Annotated in this window: 15 protein-coding genes; 8 read left to right on the top strand and 7 right to left on the bottom strand. The window is 66.4% G+C overall.

Translation table 11 applies throughout. The annotated features are described in order from the left end of the window. Positions 1–74 precede the first annotated feature (74 nt). The gene (locus N4261_RS08865; protein WP_261759794.1) at positions 75–818 is read right to left on the bottom strand and encodes an SIMPL domain-containing protein; all 744 of its coding nucleotides are present in this window, start codon (positions 816–818) and stop codon (positions 75–77) included. A gap of 173 nt (positions 819–991) precedes the next feature. Here N4261_RS08865 and ompR point away from each other — a divergent pair, with 173 nt between their 5' ends. From ompR to N4261_RS08850, 3 genes are all read left to right on the top strand, one after another. After that, positions 992–1,720 carry an osmolarity response regulator transcription factor OmpR gene (gene ompR / locus N4261_RS08860; protein WP_261759793.1) on the top strand — a complete coding sequence of 243 codons (729 nt, stop codon included), beginning with the start codon at positions 992–994 and terminating at the stop codon, positions 1,718–1,720. Between the two features lie 399 nt (positions 1,721–2,119). After that, positions 2,120–3,445: an ATP-binding protein gene (locus tag N4261_RS08855; RefSeq protein ID WP_261759792.1), complete on the top strand. Its 1,326-nt coding sequence runs from the start codon at positions 2,120–2,122 to the stop codon at positions 3,443–3,445. Between the two features lie 331 nt (positions 3,446–3,776). Continuing rightward, a complete protein-coding gene (locus tag N4261_RS08850; protein ID WP_261759791.1) occupies positions 3,777–4,943 on the top strand; it encodes a TRAP transporter substrate-binding protein in 1,167 nt (388 codons plus the stop codon). Between the two features lie 269 nt (positions 4,944–5,212). On the opposite strand, the gene ispF is transcribed toward N4261_RS08850, so the two are convergent. The 4 genes from ispF to N4261_RS08830 form a co-directional block, all read right to left on the bottom strand. After that, on the bottom strand, positions 5,213–5,704 hold the full coding sequence (ispF, locus tag N4261_RS08845) for a 2-C-methyl-D-erythritol 2,4-cyclodiphosphate synthase (protein WP_261759790.1): 492 nt from the start codon (positions 5,702–5,704) through the stop codon (positions 5,213–5,215). 66 nt (positions 5,705–5,770) lie between these two features. Further along, positions 5,771–6,538: a type I methionyl aminopeptidase gene (gene map, locus N4261_RS08840; RefSeq protein ID WP_261759789.1), complete on the bottom strand. Its 768-nt coding sequence runs from the start codon at positions 6,536–6,538 to the stop codon at positions 5,771–5,773. Beyond that, on the bottom strand, positions 6,535–7,302 hold the full coding sequence (ispD, locus tag N4261_RS08835; RefSeq protein WP_261759788.1) for a 2-C-methyl-D-erythritol 4-phosphate cytidylyltransferase: 768 nt from the start codon (positions 7,300–7,302) through the stop codon (positions 6,535–6,537). Before ispD ends, map begins: the two co-directional genes overlap by 4 nt. Continuing rightward, complete coding sequence (locus N4261_RS08830; RefSeq protein ID WP_261759787.1) at positions 7,277–7,588, bottom strand: hypothetical protein; 312 nt, start codon at positions 7,586–7,588, stop codon at positions 7,277–7,279. Before N4261_RS08830 ends, ispD begins: the two co-directional genes overlap by 26 nt. A gap of 116 nt (positions 7,589–7,704) precedes the next feature. On the opposite strand from N4261_RS08830, the gene N4261_RS08825 reads away from it, so the two are divergent. Both N4261_RS08825 and N4261_RS08820 read left to right on the top strand, forming a co-directional pair. Further along, positions 7,705–8,838, top strand: a complete 1,134-nt coding sequence (locus N4261_RS08825) for an RNA methyltransferase (RefSeq protein ID WP_261759786.1) — start codon at positions 7,705–7,707, stop codon at positions 8,836–8,838. A gap of 114 nt (positions 8,839–8,952) precedes the next feature. Next, positions 8,953–9,216 (top strand): hypothetical protein, encoded by a 264-nt coding sequence (locus N4261_RS08820; RefSeq protein WP_261759785.1) that lies wholly within the window; start codon positions 8,953–8,955, stop codon positions 9,214–9,216. Positions 9,217–9,243: 27 nt separating this feature from the next. Here the strand turns inward: N4261_RS08820 and N4261_RS08815 are convergent, their stop codons facing one another. Continuing rightward, the gene (locus tag N4261_RS08815) at positions 9,244–14,325 is read right to left on the bottom strand and encodes a YDG domain-containing protein (RefSeq protein WP_261759784.1); all 5,082 of its coding nucleotides are present in this window, start codon (positions 14,323–14,325) and stop codon (positions 9,244–9,246) included. Positions 14,326–14,488: 163 nt separating this feature from the next. After that, a complete protein-coding gene (locus tag N4261_RS08810) occupies positions 14,489–16,150 on the bottom strand; it encodes a ShlB/FhaC/HecB family hemolysin secretion/activation protein (RefSeq protein ID WP_261759783.1) in 1,662 nt (553 codons plus the stop codon). Positions 16,151–16,545: 395 nt separating this feature from the next. Here N4261_RS08810 and mfd point away from each other — a divergent pair, with 395 nt between their 5' ends. The 3 genes from mfd (at position 16,546) to N4261_RS08795 (ending at position 21,122) form a co-directional block, all read left to right on the top strand. Then, positions 16,546–20,010, top strand: a complete 3,465-nt coding sequence (gene mfd / locus N4261_RS08805) for a transcription-repair coupling factor (RefSeq protein ID WP_261759782.1) — start codon at positions 16,546–16,548, stop codon at positions 20,008–20,010. 85 nt (positions 20,011–20,095) lie between these two features. Next, entirely contained in the window at positions 20,096–20,677 is a 582-nt protein-coding gene (locus tag N4261_RS08800; protein ID WP_261759781.1) for a hypothetical protein, read from the top strand. Then, positions 20,661–21,122, top strand: coding sequence for a PIN domain-containing protein (locus N4261_RS08795; RefSeq protein ID WP_261759780.1), 462 nt, complete (start codon positions 20,661–20,663; stop codon positions 21,120–21,122). The genes N4261_RS08800 and N4261_RS08795 overlap by 17 nt, the downstream gene beginning before the upstream one ends. Positions 21,123–21,139: the final 17 nt, after the last annotated feature.

Below are 21,139 nucleotides of genomic sequence, written 5' to 3'. Positions count from 1 at the left end.
GTCAGTCCGCCATCGGCGCAGCCACCACACCCCAGCCGCACGCTGGCTGCGCACGCCGGGATGCTGTCGCGGGATCAGCGCGTCATCACGACGTTGCCGTTGACGTTCACCGTCACGGTGGCCTTGCCCGATTCAACCGGCAGGGCCTGTTCCGAGGCGGACACACCCATCGCCTTGAAGCGCGGCTGCGCCATGGCCATCACCGGGCCCGGGTCGGCATTGACGCTGACTTCGCCGATGCGGAACGCGCTGTAGCCGAACTGCTTGGCATAGTTCGCGGCCTTGGCCTTGTAGCCGGCAATCGCGTCCGCGACCACACTGTCCTCCGCCTTCTCACGGGCTTCGCGCGACAAGCCGTAGCTGACGTTGGCGATGCTCATCGTCTGGATGCGGCTGCTCAGCTTGGCAATGGCGTCCATGTCACGCCCCTGCACCTGCAGTTCCACACTGCCCTGCCAGCCGGTGATCTGGTTGGTCGTCGCGCCGCCGCTGCTCACACGCGGCTGGCCGTAGCGCGGGTAGATGGACAGATTGCCCGCCTGCACCTCCACCTGCCCCGGCTTGGCCACCTTGCGCGCCTCGGCCAGCGCCGCATCCAGCGCCTGCTTCAGTTCGCTCTGCACGGCCGCTGCTTCCTTGCCCTCGCGGGTGGTCGAGAAGCTCAGCATCAGCAGGTCGCGGGTGACCTCGGTACTGGCCGATGCCGTCAGGTTCAGCAGATCGGTTCGAGCCTGCGCCTGGGCATGCGAGAGGCCTGGCAGCAGCGCCGCAGCGCTCAAAACCAGGGCCAACAGGGGCTTGTGTTGCTTTCGGATCATCTAACGTCCTGTGAAAATCCTAGGGAGAACCAGCATAACAAGCGGCGCAAGGGTGATGGATGACCGGTCTGTTTACATAAGTTGTAACTAACCCGTAAGGACTGCTGCATGGCGCAAACAAGGGGAAAAAACGCGCTTACAGTGCCGCTGTTACATATTCAGGAGAGGCCGCAATGCAAAGCAATTCCCGCCCCAACCGCATCCTGGTCGTGGACGACGATGCACGCATCCGCGACCTGCTGCGCCGGTATCTGGCGCAAGAGGGCTTCGAAGTTCTGCTCGCCGAGGACAGCAAGGCGCTGAACAAGCAGTTGACCCGTGAGACGGTCGACCTGATCGTGCTCGACCTGATGCTGCCGGGCGAAGACGGCCTGTCGATCTGCCGCCGCCTGCGCGCCGCCGGCGACAGCACGCCGATCATCATGCTCACGGCCAAGGTCGAAGAGGTGGATCGCATCGTCGGCCTCGAGGTGGGGGCCGACGACTACCTGGCCAAGCCCTTCAATCCCCGCGAGCTGCTGGCCCGGATCAATGCGGTGCTGCGCCGCCGTCCGCCGCCGGAAGCACCGGGCGCGCCGTCCAAGGAGCCGATGACGGTCCAGTTCGGCCCCTTCGAATTCGACCTGGCCCTGCGTCGGCTGTCCAAGAACGGCGAGCCGGTGCCGCTGACCACCGGCGAGTTCTCGATGCTCAAGGCCCTGGTCCGCCATCCGCGCCAACCGCTGTCGCGCGACAAGCTGGCCATGCTGGCCCGCGGCCGTGAGTTCGAACCCTTCGACCGCAGCCTGGACGTCCAGGTCTCCCGCCTGCGCAAGCTGCTGGAAGAAGATCCGGCCCAGCCGCGCTTCATCCAGACGGTCTGGGGCGTGGGCTATGTGTTCGTGCCCGACGAAGCAGCTTGATGGGCCTGATGGGCTTGATGGCCCTGATCGCCCTGATCGCCCTGATCATCCTGATGACCGAGGTCGCTTCCCCGTGGGTCTCACCGTGTGGACGGATTTCCCGATCCGCTGAGCAATGAACGGATGGGACATGGAGCGATCACCGGCCTCTCCTTGATCGTTCGCCGGTCCGACCCTGTCGATGATCCCTCACCGACTCGATCCGTTGATTCATCCGCAAGCTACCGGCCCCACTGCCCCTGCGGTCCGCGCCGCCCCCCTCGTTGAGGGCGACAGCACGGACCGGAGGGTCGGGATCGACGGCACCGTTGACCCGGTGGCCTCGATCGGACCGAATCTCCCGGCGCCCGGCCGCCTGACGCCGAGCACCACCCGCAGTCACTGAAAGCATCACCACCCGTGACCCCTCCCCGTTTGGCGCTGAACCTGTTCTGGCGCACCTTCGCCCTGCTGGCCTTGCTGCTGGCAGCCGGGGTGCTGGCGTGGCAGCAGACCTTCAAGGCCCTGGAAGCGGAGCCCAAGGCCCTGGAGGCTGCGCAGCAGCTCGCCGGGCTGGTGAATCTCTCGCGCGTGGCGCTGTCGAGCACGGATTCGATCAACCGCGTCGCGGTGGTCAAGTCGCTGGCGCGCAGCGAGGCGGTCCAGGTGGAGGTCGCCGAAGCGACCGACCGCTGGATGCCCTACGAGAACACGCCGTTTGCCCAACGGCTGCGCAAGGAGCTGGTGTCTCGCCTGGGCCCGCAGACGGTGCTGGCCAGCGGGCTGAACGGCGTGCCGGGGCTGTGGGTGCGGTTCGACGTCGGCGCGGACCAGTTCTGGCTGCAGACCAATGCCGCGCCGCTGCAGACCAACTTCGCCAGCAACTGGTGGTGGATCATGATCGCGCTGGGCGCCTCGCTGCTGGGCGCGGCGGCCATCGCCAGGCTGATCAACCAGCCGCTGCGAGAGCTGTCGATCGCCGCCGGACGCATCCGCGAAGGCGAGTACGACTCCCGCCTGGATGAAAGCACGCTCACCAGCGAGATCCGTGAGGTCAACATGGGCTTCAACCGCATGGCCCGTGAGCTGGCAAAGATGGAAGAGGACCGCAGCGTCATGCTGGCCGGCATCTCCCACGACCTGCGCACCCCGCTGGCGCGACTGCGCCTGGAGGCGGAGATGAGCGTCACCGATGAACAGGCGCGGCAATTCATTGCCCAGGACATCGACCAGCTCGACGCGATCATCAACAAGTTCATGGACTACGCCCGCCCCAGCGAGCTGCAGCTGCAGGCGATGAACCTGCGCGAGCTGGTGGAGCGCGAAGCCCAGGGCTTCCGGGATCCGCAGCAGATCCAGATCACCGTGAGGCTGTCCGCTGCGCTGCGCATCTGGACCGATCCGACCGAGTTCGGCCGCATCCTGCTCAACCTCTTCGAGAACGCCCGCCGCTACGGCCATCACGACGACGAGCCGGCCCGCGTCCTGGTGACCGCCGAGGCTGACAGCGCCTGGGTGCTGCTCACCGTGCGCGACCACGGCCCGGGCGTGCCGCCGGACAAGCTGGCCAAGCTGACCACCCCGTTCTACCGCGGCGACAGCGCCCGTACTGCCGCCACCGGCGCCGGCCTGGGGCTGGCGATCGTCGAGAAATCCATCCAGCGCCTGGGCGCCCAACTGCGCCTGGCCAATGCGGACGACAGCGGCTTCGTCGCACAGCTGCGTTTGAAGCGCGCCAGCGTCTGAGCTGAGGCGCTGATCCCGCCGCGCCCTGCTGCGCGGCGGCCGACCTGCGGGCGCCAGCAGCGGCGCCATCGTGAATGCCCGCTTGAAGCAGTTTCGCTTCAACGCGCCGTTCATGGCGCCTCCTGGTCTGCGCACGGAAATCACACTGTCGAGTCCGCCGAAGCTGGCGTCGACAGAAAGTGATTCCATGAGCCGTCCGTCTCACGCAGCACATCCCCTGCATCCAACGCTTCAGCCAGAGCTGCCAGAGCTGCCAAAGCAACCGGAGCAACCAGAGCAGCACGCGCATCCGGATCCGCATCCGCCTATGCGGACAGAACCCACCGGTCCCTTGACCGTCTCAAGCCGTCGCTCCTGGCTCGGCACCGCGCTGGCCGCCACGGCAGCCGGCGTCACCGGCGTCGGGTGCGCCGCCCACGGCGTCGGTGCGCGTGGCGCCATGCCGCCGGCCTCATCCCCTTCGGCGCTTGCGCCACGCGCCTCCCGTGTCGCCGGCCACGGCGGCGCAGCGCCGATTCACTGGCGCATGGCCACCTCCTGGCCCACCACCCTGCCCTTGCTTCATGAGAGCGCGCAAGACTTCTGCGACCTGGTGAAACGCAGCTCCGGCGGACGGCTGATGATCGAACTGGTCGATCCTTCGCAGCACGGCCAACCCACAGGGCTGCTGCAGGCCGTTCAGCGGGGTGAATTCGATCTGGCCCACACCACCGCGCAGTACTACGCCGAGCAGGTGCCGGCGATCGACTTCTTCACGGCGATCCCGTTCGGCCTCACCCCCATCGAGCAGCAAGGTTGGCTCACCCAAGGCGGCGGCCAGATGCTGTTCGAACAGGTGCTTCGCTCGCAGGCGATCGTGCCGTTGACTGCGGCCCATACGGACATCCAGATGGGCGGCTGGTACCGACGGCCGCTTCGTGGACCTGAGGACTTGCGCGGGCTGCGAGTGCGCATCGCCGGTTTCCCTGCCCAGGTGATGGCACGGCTCGGCGCGGTGCCAGTCAGCCTGCCGTTCTCCGGCATCGTCCCGGCGTTTGAAGCGGGACGCATCGACGGCGCCGATGTGGTCGGTCCGGCGATCGACACCACGCTGCCGCTCGCCCGCTTCGCCCGGTTTTATCTCGCGCCCTGGCACGAGCCCGATGTGGCACTGCATGTGTTCATCCATGAACCGCAGTTCCAACGCCTGCCCGAGGATCTGCGCGAGATCCTTCGCGTCGCTGCGCAAGCCGCCGCCATGCGGTCCATCGCCAGGGCCCGAGATCGCAACGCCGTGGCGTGGAGGTCGCTCCGCACGCAGGGCATCGCGATTTCGCCGCTTCCGCCCGCACTGGCGCAGGCGCTGCGCGAAGCGACGGCGGCCGCCTTGGATGAGGTCGGACGCCAACACGATGACGCTGGACAGGTCATTGCCAGTCTGCGGGCCTATCGCGCCCGCGTGGCGGACTACAGCACCGCGGTGGAGCTCGCCGTCGCCCGAGTTCGATCCGGCGATTGAGCGCTCGCAACAGGCGCGCCAGCAAAAGCGGCAGCTTCGGTTGACCTAAGGCTTGCGGTTGGCATGGCGGCCGAGGGTTAACTTGGCGGACACGGCTGCGGCTACGGCTGCGGCTACGGCTACGGCTACGGCTACGGCTACGGCTATGGCTATGGCTACGGCTGCGGCTATGGCTATGTCGTCGGCCTCGGCTGTGGCCTGCGGTTCCGGTTCCGGTTTTGGTTCCGATTCCGCCGATCAGTATCCGGACCCACGGCCTGGCCAGGCGGTCAAACGGGCGCAGCCACCAACAGGCACACGGCGCGCGCCTCGATCGCCTTCAGCTCGCCGACCGGGCCCATCTTCTCGGCGGTCTTGGCCTTCACGTTGATCTGCCCTTCGTCGATGCCCAGCACCTCGGCCAGGCGGCGCCGCATCGCAGGGATGTGCGGGGCCATCTTCGGGGCCTGGGCCACGATGGTGGTGTCGATGTTGCCGATCACCCATCCCCGTGCTTTCACCTGCCGATAGGCTTCCGCCAGCAGCACCATGGAATCGGCGCCCTTGAATTCGGCAGCGGTGTCCGGAAACAGCTTGCCGATGTCGCCAAGCGCGGCCGCGCCGAGCAAGGCATCGGTCATCGCGTGGGCCAGCGCGTCGGCATCGGAATGGCCCAGCAGGCCATGGGTGTGCGGAATGGTGACGCCGCCCAGGATCAGGGGGCGGTCGGTGACGAGTGCATGGGTGTCCCAGCCCTCGCCAATGCGGAATTGCAGTTGCATGGGGATGCTCGATGGAAGGAAATGGCACGGGTCGGCATGCTCAGCGCCTGAGGCCTGCGGGCGGACTCAATGCGCGCCAGCCGCCGCCCCGGTGGTGGTGACGATCACCGGCGCGCCACGGGTGACGATCATCGTGTGCTCGAACTGCGCCGACAGATTGCCCTTGATACCGGACAAGGTCCAGCCATCCGCGCCCTCGTCCACCCAGCGGCTCTTGGTCGACAGGAAAGGCTCGATGGTGATGACCATGCCTTCGGTCAGCACCCGGGTGTCGTTGGCGTCGAAATAGCCGGGAATGGACTTCGGCTCCTCATGCAGGGAACGCCCCACGCCGTGGCTGCACAGGTTCTCGATGATCTTGAACTTGTGGGCCTTGGCCACGCGCTCGATGGCATGCCCGATACGGTTGAGCTTGACGCCGTGTCGCACCTCCTTGATCGCCTGGTCCAACGCGTACTGCGCGGCGAAGACCAATTGGGTCTTGGTGGGGGTCGTGGGCGGAACGATGCGGGTGCCGCCGGTGTCGGCGAAATAGCCGTCCAGCTCGGCCGAGACATCCACATTGACCACATCACCCTTGGCGATGACACGGTCGCCGGGGATGCCGTGCGCGGCCTCCTCGTTGACGCTGATGCAGGTGGCGCCGGGGAAGTTGTAGCTGGTCATCGGCGCCGAACGGGCACCGAACTCGGCCAGCCAGCGGGCGCCCATCTCGTCGAGCTCCCGCGTGGTCATGCCGGGCTGGATCGCCGCCAGCATGCGCTGCAGCACCGTGGCGACGGCATGGCCGGCGACCTTCAATCCCTGAACATCATGTTCCGATCCGACCGTCATGAGCGACTCCTCAACAAGCGTTCGGCCAACGCGAAGTCGGCCGGATAGGTGACCTTGAAATTTTCCATCGATGCTTCCACCAGCAGCGGTCGATGTCCCAGCGCCTCCACCGCGCTGGCCTCGTCAGTGATGCCGTCCACACCTTGCGCCAGCGCGGGCGCCAGCAAGCCCCAGCGGAACATCTGCGGTGTCTGCGCCGCCCACTTCCCTCGGCGATCGACGGTTCCAGCCACACGGGCCGATGCGGCGTTCGCATTGGCATTGGCATTGGCACTGGCATTGGCGCCGGCATCGCTGCACCCGTCCTTCAGCGTGTCCGCGACTGGCAGCGCGAGCAGGCCGCCGACCTCATCAGGATCGCAGGCTTCGATCAGGCGCTCGATCCATTCGGGACGGATCAGGCAGCGCGCCGCGTCATGCACCAGCACCCAGTCATGCGGCTGAACGCCGCGCTCGCGCAGGACCTGCAGGCCGTTGGCCACCGTCTCGGCGCGCGTGGCACCGCCGCAGCGGGCCACCCAGCCCCGATCACCCTCAAAGCCGGGGACGGCGGTGTCGAACTGGTCGTCCTCGTCGGACAACACCACCAAGGTCGCTTCAATTCGGGGAACGCCCGCCAAGGCGGCCAGCGTGTGCGCGATCATCGCGCGGCCGGCCAGCGGCACATACTGCTTCGGGCGATCGGCACCGGACCGGCTGCCCACGCCCGCGGCCGGGACCAGCGCAAAGCAGCGCGGTTCAAGGCCGATCGGAAAAGTTGTCATAGGTCAGCATTGTAGGGAGCGTCATGCCTCTGGCCAGGCGCGGGCGGGCAGATTTGACTGCGAGCCGGCGGACCGGCGGCGTGATGCCCCTGGCTTCGCGCGAGCGGGTGGACCGGTGATCCATGCGTGCAGCAAAGCCCCACGCCCCCGCTGACGACGTGACCCGGCCCTCGGCGCGCACCTGGCAGGAACGGATCACGCGCCAGGGATCGGCGAGAATCCACCGTTGCCTCGCAATGCCTGATCGCGGCATGACACGCGACCGGTTGGTCACCAGCGTGGTCATGAACTTGCGCCGCTGCGTGGCAGAGGCTCTCCGCTTGAAACGTGGGCAGGCATGTCCACGCGGTGCTTGAGCCGCCTTGCCGCATTTCACCCAGACTGTCCTACCTGCCCTGCTCCGTGCTCTCCATCGCCGACATCGACCAACGCCTCAGCGCCCTCGGCGCGAATCCCGCGCATCGTCAACGGGTGTTGCGCCACTGGGTGCAAGCGTTGCCGCTCAGTGCGGGTCGGCGCCGGCTGGAGGACTATCTGCCGCTGCCCGTCCGTCAGGCGCTGCCGGGCTTGATGGATGAGCTGCATGGGCTGACGCGATTGATCGAGCAACACCCAGGTGATGACGGCTCCGCGCGTCTGCTGGTCGGATTGCAAGATGGCCAAACCGTGGAAAGTGTCCTGCTGCCCCGCGACGGTCTGTGCGTGTCCAGTCAGGTGGGTTGCGCGGTGGGCTGCCAGTTCTGCATGACCGGGCGCGATGGGCTGATCCGTCAGGTCAGCAGCGCCGAGATCGTGGCGCAGGTGGCCCTCGCGCGGCGTCTGCGTCCGGTCAAGAAGGTGGTCTTCATGGGGATGGGAGAACCGTCCCACAACCTGGAAGCGGTCATGGAGGCGATCGAGTTGTTGGGAACGGCCGGCAACATCGGCCACAAGAACCTGGTGTTTTCCACCGTCGGCGATCCGCGGGCGTTCGATCGACTGAGTCGCGGCCCGGTGAAACCGGCGCTGGCGCTCTCGCTGCACACCACCAAGCCGGACCTGCGCCGCCAGTTGCTGCCGCGCGCGCCACGACTGTCCCCAGCCGAGATCGTCGAAGCGGGGGAGCGGTATGCCCGTGACTCCGGCTATCCGATCCAGTACCAGTGGACGCTTCTGGAAGGCGTCAACGATGGCGACGATGAACTGGAGGGCATCGTCGCCCTGCTGAAGGGAAAGTACGGCGTGCTGAACATGATCCCTTACAACAGCGTGCCGGAGCTGCCCTTCCTGCGGCCGGACTGGGACAAAGCGCGAGACATCGCCCGGCGGCTTCATCAGCGCGGCATCCTGACCAAGCTGCGCGATTCCGCTGGCCAGGACGTGGACGGTGGCTGTGGCCAGTTGCGCGCCCGCGCGATTGCCGGCGATGTGGTGGTGCCCGGGGCGGCTGAACACGATCAATCGTCCGTGTCCACGACCCGGCAGCGCAGCGCCCAGGTCGAGACCAAGCCACCGGAGGGCGCCGCGCGCCGTATCGCTATCCGACCGGTGCGCTGACTGAAGCATCCAGAGCGAGCGCGGAGCGGCGCCAGGATTTCGCCGACCTGACACCGGCGAACTGACGCGGTTGGAATCGCGGGCAGCATCGCAGGCATCGCAGGCATAAGTGGCATGACTGGCGTCACCGGCGTCAACGGCCTCAACGACGTCACCGGAGTCACCGCAGTTACCAGCTTCCCCGGCACCCCGGCATCAACGACGTCACTGATCCCAGCGGCCGCATTGAGGGCATCGATGCGATTGAAGCCATGGGCAACCCTGGTGCCGTTGGAACCCTGGGTAACCTGGATGCTCTGGATGCTCTGGATGCTCTGGATGCCCTGGATGCCCTGGATGCCCTGGATGCTGCCATCCGCGCGGACAGCGGCGGTGTGAATGCCGCCGTCCTGGCCTTCTCAACCTTCAAGGCCGGTTTTGATCCGCCTCCGCCGGCAACTGGATGCCGTGGCCTTGCTGAGTCAGGCTCTTGGGCATCAACGAACTGGGCGACGTGCCATCCGCTTGCTTGCGCGGCTTGCCGGTCAGCGGATCGATTCCCCCGGCATTCAATCCACCGCGTCCGCCGATGACGGACTGCGACGCCAGGTTCATCGACAACAGCCATGTGCCCGCACTGCACGCCGCAGCGGCGCCACTGGACGAGCAGGCCGATTGGGTGCCCTGCAACACCGGCTGGGGACGGATGACAGCGCCGTCAGCGTAGGCCTGCGTGCTCGCCAACTGGTAGTTGCCGGCATCGCTGCCGACCAGCGCCAGGTCGGTCACGGTGACACGCTTGTCCATGCCGGGTCGCTCGTCGTTGAAGCGCGCCTCTCCCCACTGGGCCGTCGCCTGGTCGCTGGGCAGCGGTGCCGTGATCACCTTCACCATGGCCAGGTTGGTACCGTCCGCATCCTTCTGCGACGGCACCACCGTCACGTTGATCAGTCGAGGAGTGATCGAGGCCTGCGCCGTCACTTCGGACTGCGACAACTGGTAGTTGCCGCCATCGGTTCCCGCCAGCGTCAGGCCAGCCACGGTCACCGTCTTGCCCTGTGCCGCATGCTTGTCGCTGAAGTTCGCCGAACCCTGGTTCACGACGACCTCATCACCCGCCACGCGGTCGTCACTGAGCGACGCGGTGGCCTTGGTGAAGCTGTCGTAGACCTTGTCCTGCGCCCGGGCAGTGACATGCAAGGTGCGTGCGGTGACATCGGCCTGCGCCATCACCGGGGCGGCGGCCAGGACGTAGTTGCCACTGTCTGCGCCGTCGACACTCAGTCCATGAACGGTGGCGTTCTTTCCCTTGCCGACATTCTTGTCGTCGAAGTTCGCGCCAGCGGCGCCGATCGTCAGGTCATCGCCGGCCACACGGTTGTCCGTGAGACCGTTCACCGTGGTGGCCACCTTGCCGTCATAGACCTTGCCGTCCACCGTCGCCTGCACCAGCAGCTCGCGCGGCGTGATGCTGGCGGAGGCGGTCACCGGATCCTGCATGACCACATAGTTGCCGCTGTCGGTGCCGCTCAGGCTCAGGCCGGAGACGGTGGCGGTCTTCTTGACGCCAACATTCTTGTCCGCGAACCCAGCCCGCGCCGCAGTGACCTCCAGTTCATCACCGGCGACGCGATCATCCGCCAATGCCGACACCCGAGCCTGTGTGGCGCCGTCATAGACCTTGTCGGCCACATTGGCCACGACATTCAGGGTGCGCGGTGTGACATCCGCCTGCCCCTGGATCGTGGTCAATGCCACCGCATAGTTGCCCTGGTCCGCGCCGCTGATCGCGACCCCCTGAACGGTGACGGTCTTGCCACTGCCCACGTTCTTGTTGTCGAAGTTGGCCTCCGTGTTGCGCAGCGTCAGGAGATCACCCGCCACCCGATCGTCGACCAGCGACACCGTGGCCCGGACACCACCGTCGTAGACCTTGTTGTCGGCCCGCACGGTGACGTTGAGGGTCCTGGGCGTGATGTCGGCACGGTCGGTGGCATTCGACACCACAACATAGTTGTCCTTGTCGGCGCCCGTCAGCCCGATGCCGTCGATCACCACGCGTTTGTCGCGACCGGCTTGGCGATCGGCGAAGTTGGCCGACTGGTGCGTGACCTGAAGGGCGTCGCCAGCCACCCGATCGTCGCTCAGGTGCACCACGGCGCTGGTGTTGCCGTCGTAGATCTTGTTGTCTGCCAGGGTCACCAGGTTGAGGGTGCGCGGGGTGATGCTGGCCTGCGTCGAATAGGTTGGCGCGCTCAGGAGATAGTTGTCCTTGTCTGCCCCGGACAGCGCCAGGCCGTTCACCGTGACATCCTTGTTCTGCCCGACATTCTTGTCGACAAAATTGGCCGATTGATTGGACAGCGACACATCGTCACCAGCCACCTTGTCACTGGCAAACGACTTGATCTGGGCGGCTGTGCTGCCGTCGTAGACCTTGTCCTGCACCGTGACCACTGCATTGAGCACGCGGCGGTCGATGTTGGCCTGGGCAGTTGCGGTCAGCGTGCTCAGCACGTAGTTGTCGCGGTCAGCGCCATCCAGGTAGAGCCCGCTGATCTGCACCTGCTTGTTCAGGCCGGCGTTCTTGTTCTCGAACTGCGCGCCGGTGCTGCGCACGCTCAGACTGTCACCCGCCACCGCATCATCTGCGATGGTGACCGACGCGCCGGTGTTGCCGTCGTAGGTCTTGTTCGCGGCGGTGGCCGTGGGCGTCAGCGTGCGTTTGGAAATGGTGGCCGTGTCGGTCGCGGTCGTCTGCGCCAACTGGTAGTTCTGGGCATCCTGGCCGGCCAAGGTCAGGCCGGTCGCGGTCACCGTCTTGCCCACGCCCGCATTCTTGTTGGCGAATGTCGAACCAGCGGTGCCCACCGACAGGACGTCACCCGCGAGGCGATCGTCCGTCACCGTGACGGTGGCGTTGACCTGACCGTCATACACCTTGTCCTGGGCCTGAATCCCCACGTTCAGGGTGCGCTGGGCAATCGATGCGGTGGTGTCGACGGACGTGGCGACCAGCCGATAGTTGTCCTTGTCCTGTCCAGCGAGTGCGACACCGCTCACCGTCACCTGCTTGGCCTGCCCGGCGTTCTTGTCAGCGAATTGCGCACCGGAGGCGCTCACGGACACGTCGTCCGAGCCCAGTGCGGTGTAGTTCAGGGATCCCACCGTCGCTTGGGTCGTGCCGTCATAGGTCTTGTCCCGAGCGGTGGCCGTGACATCCAGGACGCGCTGCGCAATGGTGGCCGAACCCGTTCCCTTCAAGGCCCCCGCCGACGTCTGAATGCCGGTCGTGGCCGTGCCGTTGAAACCGGTGAGCTGCGCTGTCGCGCTGACCGCCTTGGACACGCCGGCATTTCGATCGGCAAACGCGTAATCCGATGCGGTGAGGCTGAGGTTGCTGTCGGCGGTGAAACCCAGGCCGCTGGCCTGCCAGTTGCCACCGGTCGCGGCGGTTGTGCGGTCGTAGGTCTTGTCGCCGGCCTGGAAGGTGGCGGTGACATTGGGGGAGGTCACCGTCAAGCCACGGGCAGACACGGTGCCGAGCGTGATCGTGCCGGTCTGGGCGTTCGAAAGACCCTGACCGTCGTTGACGGCGAAGGCCACCTGGTTGCCGCTGATCGACGTTCCAGTTGCCATCGTGATGTGCGCAGCGCCGGCCGCACGGTTGGCATTTCGGATGTCTGCCGACACGGGTTGGTTGGCATTCAGCGTCAGATCACCCGACGCTTGGATGATATTGGCATTCACCAGGATGGATCGACCCGCGTTCAACACCAGATTGCCTGCGGAGGCGCTGGTAGAAGTGATTGCGCTATTGAGGGTCAGATCATTGTCGGCGGTCAACGTGACACGGGCACCGTCGTCAAGCCATTTGCCGAGCACGCCGGCCCTCGTGGATTGTCCGATCTCGACGGTCGCGCCCTGGATCTGGATCGCTCCGTTCGCACCTGCACCTGAACCCGAGACATCCACTTGCGAATTGAGCACCGGGCTGGTGGGGGCGCCAGAGACGAACCGAACGATGCCACCTGCGCCGGACACACCGGCCCCCTTGGCTTCGAACGCCGACGCACCTCCGATCAACACGCGATTTGAACCTTGAATGATCACCGAGCCGCCGTTGCCAGCCTGACTCGCATTGACCTTCGCGCTGCTGTCCATGAAGTCGATAGCAGCACGGGTGGCGTATGCGACCTGCCCACCGCCACTGCCTCCAATGGCCTCGATCGACGTCGACGGTGCCGCCAGGACGCCGCCGGCGGCCAAACGGATGTTGCCGCCCAATCCCTGGCCTGAATTTGCTGAGAGTACCGAGGAAGAGACCCAGAGCGTCGACGCGGCATCGATCCCAATGTCACCGCCTCCAGTTCTTCCGCTCACATCCATCGTCACCGGCGACATCGAGCCGGCGCTGTTCACGGTCTGGAACTCGCCCGAGGACGTCACCTGAATGTTGCCGCCTCGGCCGTTAGCACTGACGGCCTGCCACTGCCCTGCGCCCTTGACGCTGGCCGCCGAGGCGTCGATCCGCCCCCCAGTGCCATCCACCGCGTTGGCCGTCGACCGGCCCGCATGTGTCAGGGTGCCATCGGTGATCAGCGCGATGCGCCCGCCCGCACTCTGCGCCAGGCTGCTGGCCTCGAGGGTGCCGTTCTGGTTGATCGCGGCTCCCGCCAGATCGCTGGCGCCCTTGGCGCTGAGCACGATCTGACCGCCATTGGCCGCAATCACACCGCCGTTGTCCACCTGAGCCTTGACGGCTGCCTGGGTCACATTGATCCGAACAGGTCCGCCGAAGTCCAGGGTGACCGCATTGCCCGCGCCGAGCAGCGCATTGCCCTGCGGCGCAGTGATGGTCCCCGAATTGACGACCTTGGCGCCGATCAGCGCAATCGCACCGCCGGACGCGGCGGTCAGGCTTCCCTGGTTTTCCACTGTCGCCGTGCTGGCGCCGGAAAAATCATTGAAGCCCGCCCGGAAGTCGGCATCCGTCATGCCAAGGGTCGAGGCCACGAGGCTGCCGACATTCACCTGCGCCCCGCTGCCGAACAGCACCCCGTTGGGATTGATCAGGAACACCTGGCCATTGGCTTCGAGTCGCCCCAGGATCTGGCTGCCGTCCGCGCCGGTCACCCGGTTCAGCGCCACGGACGCCGCACTTGGCTGGATGAATTTCACACTGGCATCCTTGCCAATGCTGAACGTATCCCAGTCCGTTTGCAGTCGCGCCGACTTTTGCTGAACTTCCAGCACGTTGCCGGTGGCAACGAAATCGGCTGCGCCAGAGCGAACGACCTGCCCGGTCGGCAACGTGGTCGGGGCCACCGGCTGGGCCTGCGCGAGGGCTTGCTGAAGCGGGGTCAGGATGAACAGTGCGGCGATGGCCGCCATGGCGGAGCCGGCGACCGAGCGGGAGGACCGTGCGCCGCAGCTGCGGCTGATCTCAGGCACGGCGACCCAAGTGCCTAGCGCTGCATTGAAGAGGGAGCGGAAACTTTGATTCATGGTGGCGATTCAATGAAATGGGAAGGGGAAGATCGATCGGGCGTTGTCTGAACAAGCGCCCACCCCGATGAGGGGACGAGGCCGCGCCGCGTCATCGCGTCATCGCGTCATCGCGTCATCGCGTCATGGCGTCAGCCGGAGCGTCCTGCGGGGAGTGGGGAGATCAGAACGAGCCCGGCGTGTAGTTCACGCTGACCCACAGCTGCGGATTGCCCGCGCTCGGATCGGACACCGGGCGGTCACGCAGGGCTCCCGTTCGCCAGCCCACCGTGCCCTGCATGGTCCAACGCCCCTCGGTCCAACGCAGGCCCACACCGGTGCCTGCGATCGTCCGCGTGTTCTTGGAGACGTCCCAGCGGTTGTGATTGATGCGCACGCCACCGGCATCGACAAACGCAAAGGGTTCGGCCGCACCGAGGCGATAGCGAAGTTCCGCCTGCCCCAGCACGCCGTCGTCCCCAGCGGCCTCGGCCGCGGGCCAGGCTCTCACGCCATCGGCACCGCCCAGCACGAACTTCTTGGAGGGATCGAGATTGCGATCGCTCGTCTGCCCCGCGCCGCGCAGGAACACCGACCAGCGACCAAAGGGCTTGAGCAATGCCGCATCGCCCGCAACCAGGAGATAGCCACCGTTCGTGCGTGCCGACCGGCTGTCCAGCTCACGCTGCGCGGCCTGCAGTCGCACCTGCCCCACTTCTGCAGACAGGCGACCCCAAACGGCACCGCCGGTCGACAAGAGGCTGGATGCCTGCAAGGCGCCAGACAAGGACCGCACCTGACGCTGGTCACTGGCCCCGACCGCCCGCTGCAGATTCGTGATCTGTTGCCGTTGAACCCCCGTCTGGAAATCGACGCGTTGGCCCGCCGTGACCACCAGCGGCGCGGTCAGTTGCAATGCCACCGCATCCACACGACCTTCGGCACCCAGGGAGACGAACTCCTTGCCCAGCTCATAGTGGCTGCGGCTGCCGGACAAGCCGGCACGCACACCGGAGGTTCCCAGTGGCAGCGAGTAGGCGGCCGCACCCTGCCAGCCCTTGCCGTCATTGGCGCCCAAGGACAAGACACCGCGGTCGCCCAGTGTGGCCAGGCCATTGCCATAAACGGTGGCGGTGAGGCGCTGGCTGCCGGCGTAGCGGCTGCCATGGTTGTCGAGCCGGATGTCCCCACCGAATCGGCGTCGCGGGGTGATGTCCACCGACAGATCGCCTTCCCCGGTGCCGCGCCCTGGCGCCATGGTTGCTGCGACGTCGATGCCGGGCAATTCAGACAGCAACTGGATCTGACGGGTCAGTTCCTCACCGATCGGCTGGCCGGGCTTCAAAGGTTCCAGCCAGGACTGTGCCGAGGCGGCCGAGTCAGGTGACAGCTCGTGTGCCTGCACATTCACTGCGCCGTAGCGGCCTTCCACAACGGCGATGCGCAGCTCGCCACCCGACAGATCCTGCGGCGGGAGATAGGCACGCGCAAAGGGGCGGCCGGCCAGTTGCACGCGTTGCTGCACTTCAGCCGCCAATCCACGCATGGTGGTCAAGGTGAACTGCTGGCCATCCACTGGGCCAAGAAGCGCCAGGAGTTCCTGCTCATCGAGCACGGTGAGCCCTTCGATGCGCACGCTGCGCAGGGTCACACGCCGCTCGGCCGCGGCCGGTTCCCCGCCCTTCGCGTCATCGCTGCGGGGTGCCATGCGGACCGGGTCGGCGGGCAGGCGAGTGGACATCGGGGGGGTCTCCTCGCGTTTGAGCAGGCCCGCATCGGGCGGACGTACCGCCTGCGCCAGCGCGGAACCGCTGATCAGCAGAGCGCCCATGCCGAGCGCCAACATCGGGACGGGGGAATGGGACGCCGCAGCGTCTTGGCAAGAGGGGCGCGACGCCCGTGCGTTGAGTCGTTTCACAAGATCCCTGAAAGTGGAGAGGAGAGACAGCCGTCATTGTTTTGAGGCCGCTCCCAGGACTCAATCGAGCGTCGTGGTACCAATCTCGAGATCTGCCCACGATTCCGGTAGTCCGACCACGGATTTCATTCAGGAACGGAAAACGTCGTTGGCGCCACACCCTCCCCGACATCAACACCAACGCTGACTCATGCAAATCAGCCACACACCGGAATGCACAGACGCCTCGGCGCAGGGCAATCCCACCGCGGCCAAGCACCGTCACGCACCTTCCCTACAATTGGCGCCAAGCCCCTGTCCGGGGCTGTTCTCATTTGTGTGCCATGCAGCTGTCACCCATTGCCCCAGGCAAACGCTTCACCCTTCCCCGACCGCTCGGTTCGGCCGACGCCCTGCTCCTGTCCCGGTTCGCCCGCCAGCAATTCGCAGCCGGACGATTGACCGTGATGGTGACCGCCGAACCGGGCGACACCCAGCGGCTGGAGGACGAGCTGAAGTTCTTCGCGCCGGAGCTGCGTGTGGCGGTCTTTCCGGACTGGGAGACGCTGCCCTACGACAGCTTCAGCCCGCACCAGGACCTGATCTCGGAGCGACTGGCCACCTTGTGGCGGCTGTTGCAGTCCAATGACAAAGCCTCCGCAGACCGCGACCTGGATCTGGTGCTGCTGCCCGCCACCACCGCGCTCACCCGGCTGGCGCCGCCCGCCTTCCTGGCCGCGACCACATTCAACTTCCGGCAGAAGCAACGTCTCGATGAGGCCGGCCTCAAGCAGCAGCTCACCTTGGGCGGGTATCAGCATGTGAGCCAGGTCGTGTCGCCCGGTGAATATGCGGTGCGGGGCGGACTGATCGATCTGTTCCCCATGGGCTCGCCGGTGCCCTATCGGGTCGACCTGTTCGGTGACGAGGTCGACTCGATTCGGGTGTTCGATCCGGACAGTCAGCGCAGCCTCTATCCCGTGCCCGAGGTCCGGCTGCTGCCCGGCCGTGAGTTTCCGATGGACGAGTCCTCGCGCAAGGCCTTCCGGGCCCGCTGGCGCGAGAAGATGGACGGCGATCCCACCCGGTCGCGCATCTACAAGGACATCGACACCGGGCTGGCCACCGCCGGCATCGAGTACTACCTGCCGCTGTTCTTCGATTCGGTCGCCAGCCTGTTCGATTACCTGCCCGCCGAAGCCGGCTTGGTGCTGCATGGCGAAGTCGACGAGGCCCTCCAGCGCTTCTGGACCGACACCCGCGAACGCCACCGCTTCCTGCAGCACGATCCGGATCGGCCCATCCTGCCGCCGGAGGAGATCTACCTGCGTCCGGAGGACTTCTTCGCTGCCACTCATCGGCATGCGGTGCTGTCGGTGCGGGGCCGGGACGAGGTCGACTACGCCCGGCCGCTGCCGGATGTGAGCGTCGAGCGCGGCGCTCAGGAGCCGCTGGCCCGTCTGGCGTCGCATCTCAAGAGCACCCCCTACCGGGTGCTGCTGCTGGCCGAAAGCGAAGGCCGGCGTGAAAGTCTGCTGGAGCTGCTGCGCGACAACAAGATCGATCCGCCCTCGGTCCAGGATCTGGCCGCCTTCGAGGCTGCGCCGGATGAGCGGTTCGCCATCACCGCCGCGCCGCTGGCCGCCGGCTTCTTCTGGCATGAGCCGGACGACGGCCGGCTGATCCAGCTGATCACCGAGACCGAGCTCTTCGCCACCACGCCGACCACCCGTCGACGTCGCAAGCAGGAGCAGGTCAGTGATGTCAATGCGCTGATCAAGGACCTGTCCGAGCTGAAGGTCGGCGATCCGGTGGTGCACACCAATCACGGCATCGGCCGCTACCTGGGCCTGATCAACATCGACCTGGGCGACGGCCCCAGTGAGTTCCTCCATCTGGAGTACGCCGACAAGGCCACGCTGTATGTGCCGGTCGCGCAACTGCACTTGATCAGCCGCTACACCGGCGTCAGTGCGGAAGAAGCCCCGCTGCATCGGTTGGGCTCCGGCCAGTGGGACAAGGCCCGGCGCAAGGCCGCCGAGCAGGTTCGCGACACCGCCGCCGAGCTGCTCAACCTGTATGCCCGTCGCGCCGCGCGCGAGGGCCATGCATTCCGCTATTCACCGCACGACTACGAGGCCTTCGCCGCGAGCTTCGGCTTCGAGGAGACCCCGGACCAGCGCGCGGCCATTCATGCGGTCATCCAGGACATGATCAGCCCGCGTCCGATGGACCGGCTGGTCTGCGGTGACGTGGGCTTCGGCAAGACCGAAGTGGCGCTGCGCGCCGCCTTCGTCGCGGTCATGGGCGGCAAGCAGGTCGCGCTGCTGGCGCCCACCACGCTGCTGGCGGAGCAACACTTTCAGAACATCGCCGACCGCTTCGGCAAATGGCCGGTGAAGGTGGCCGAGATGAGCCGCTTCCGCTCCGCCAAGGAGATCAAGGCGGCGATGGAAGGCCTGGCCGATGGGTCGATCGACATCGTCATCGGTACCCACAAGCTGCTCTCCGGCGATGTGAAGTTCAAACGGCTCGGGCTGCTGGTCATCGACGAAGAGCATCGGTTCGGTGTTCGCCACAAGGAGGCGATGAAGGCGATGCGCGCCGAGGTGGACGTGCTGACCCTCACCGCCACACCGATTCCTCGTACGTTGGGCATGGCGCTGGAAGGCCTGCGGGACCTGAGCGTGATTGCCACCGCACCGCAGCGCCGACTGGCCATCAAGACCTTCGTGCGCTCGGAAAACAGCGGCACCATCCGGGAAGCGGTGCTGCGCGAACTCAAGCGGGGTGGTCAGGTCTATTTCCTGCACAACGAAGTCGAGACCATCGAGAACCGGCGCATGAAGCTCGAGGAGCTGCTGCCGGAGGCGCGCATCGTCGTCGCCCACGGCCAGATGCCGGAGCGCGAGCTGGAACGGGTGATGCGCGAGTTCGTCGGCGGCAAGCACAACCTGCTGCTGTGCTCCACCATCATCGAGACCGGCATCGACGTGCCCAGCGCCAACACCATCGTCATCAGCCGGGCGGACAAGTTCGGCCTGGCCCAGCTGCATCAGCTGCGCGGACGGGTCGGACGCTCCCACCACCAGGCTTATGCCTACCTCATGGTGCCGGACATCGAAGGCCTGACCAAGCAGGCGGCCCAGCGGCTGGATGCGATCCAGAACATGGAGGAGCTGGGCTCGGGCTTCTACCTCGCGATGCACGACCTGGAGATCCGCGGCGCCGGCGAGGTGCTGGGGGAGAACCAGAGCGGCAACATGATGGAGGTGGGCTTCCAGCTCTACAACGACATGCTGTCCGAGGCGGTGCGCTCGCTCAAGGCGGGTCGCGAACCGGACCTGCTCAGTCCGCTGTCGGCCACCACCGAGATCAACCTGCATGCGCCCGCGCTGCTGCCCGATGCCTACTGCGGCGATGTCCACCAGCGGCTGTCGCTCTACAAGCGGCTGGCCACGGCCGACAAGAGCGAGCAGATCGACGCGATGCTGGAGGAAATCACCGATCGCTTCGGCAAACTGCCGGCCCAGGGACAGACCCTGTTCGACACCCACCGCCTGCGCGTGCTGGCCAAGCCCTACGGGGTGATGAAGATCGATGCCGCGCCCACGGTCATCAACATCAATTTCCGCCCCAACCCGCCGATCGATGCCATGCGCGTCATCGAGCTGGTGCAGAAGAACCGCAACATCAAGCTGGTGGGCAACGAGAAGCTCCGCATCGACAAGGCCCTGTCCGATCCCAAGGACCGTGCGCAGGCGGTGCGTGAGGTGCTTCGGTTGCTGGGGGCACCGGTCAAGACCTGACACTTTTTCTTACGCGAGTCTGGGTCAGTGACAGGCGGCGGGGCAATTTCTAGAGTGGTGGCTTGTCACCTTTTGGAGATGCCAGATGCTCAATGTCCATAGCGCCAATGCGGCGTCGTTCGCCGCCACGCCCGCCACCCCCGCGGCGGCAGGCGCCGTCCCCAGCGCCCGGTCCTGCCACGCCCCGGCCAGCCCAGCTCATCCCGGCCCAGCTCATCCCGGCCCGGCTCATCCCGGCCCGGCTCATTCCGGCTCTGCCGAGCCCCTGGGCGACACGCCCCGCCCCACGGAAGCCGCTCGCAGCAGCGAACTCGGCGACGGCGGCGACGGCGGCGAGCTCGGCAAGGATTGCATCAACGGCCTCGGCAGCACCGCGGGCGCCGGCGGCACCGGCTGCCCTGGCTGCCTCGCCCCCAACCGTACTACCGACAGCGGCAGCCCCGCCCAGACACCACCCACCGCACCGGCTGCGAACGGCGCCTCACCCTTCCCCTTCCCCGATCCGATGCCGCCAATCCACTCGCCGGCCTACGTCGCACTGTGGGAGACGTATTGCGCGTTCTACGGCATGTCGCCCGACGAGTCCCAACCCGATCCCGCCGCGCTGGCCTTCGATCGTTTCATGGCCCAAACCCGTCGGGAGCGCGACCATGCGCTACATGCTTGACACCAATGTCGTGTCGGCGCTCATGCGCGAGGTCGCTTGCAGCGGGTACAGCACCAGTTGGCGAGCGATCAACGCGCTGAAGCGAGACGAGGTCGGCCTCAGCGTGCTGGTGCACAACGAGGTGCTCTTCGGCCTGGCGAAGTGCCCTTCGCCCAGGCGCGCACGCCAGTACCAATGGGTGCGGCGCCTGATCCCGGTCCTGCCGCTCACCGAGGACGACCACCTCCCGCAGCACTACGCTCGGCTCCGCACGCTGCTGGAAAGCCAGGGACAGCGGCTGGAAACAATGGACCTGCTGATTGCCGCCCACGCGCTGTCACGCGACGCCACCCTCGTGTCTCGTGATCACGGCTTTGCGCGCGTGCCGGGACTCAAGCTGGAGAGCTGGCAGCATCCCCGGCTGACCTCTGTGTGTGAGCCAACGCCCGGTTGGCGGGTGCGCTAAGCTGAGCGCCTTCCCTT

Origin of the sequence: Roseateles amylovorans (genome assembly GCF_025398155.2) — a bacterium.
Classification (GTDB): domain Bacteria; phylum Pseudomonadota; class Gammaproteobacteria; order Burkholderiales; family Burkholderiaceae_C; genus Roseateles; species Roseateles amylovorans.
The sequence above is the reverse complement of the archived record's forward strand: the minus strand, read 5'-3'. Positions and strand labels throughout refer to the sequence as shown.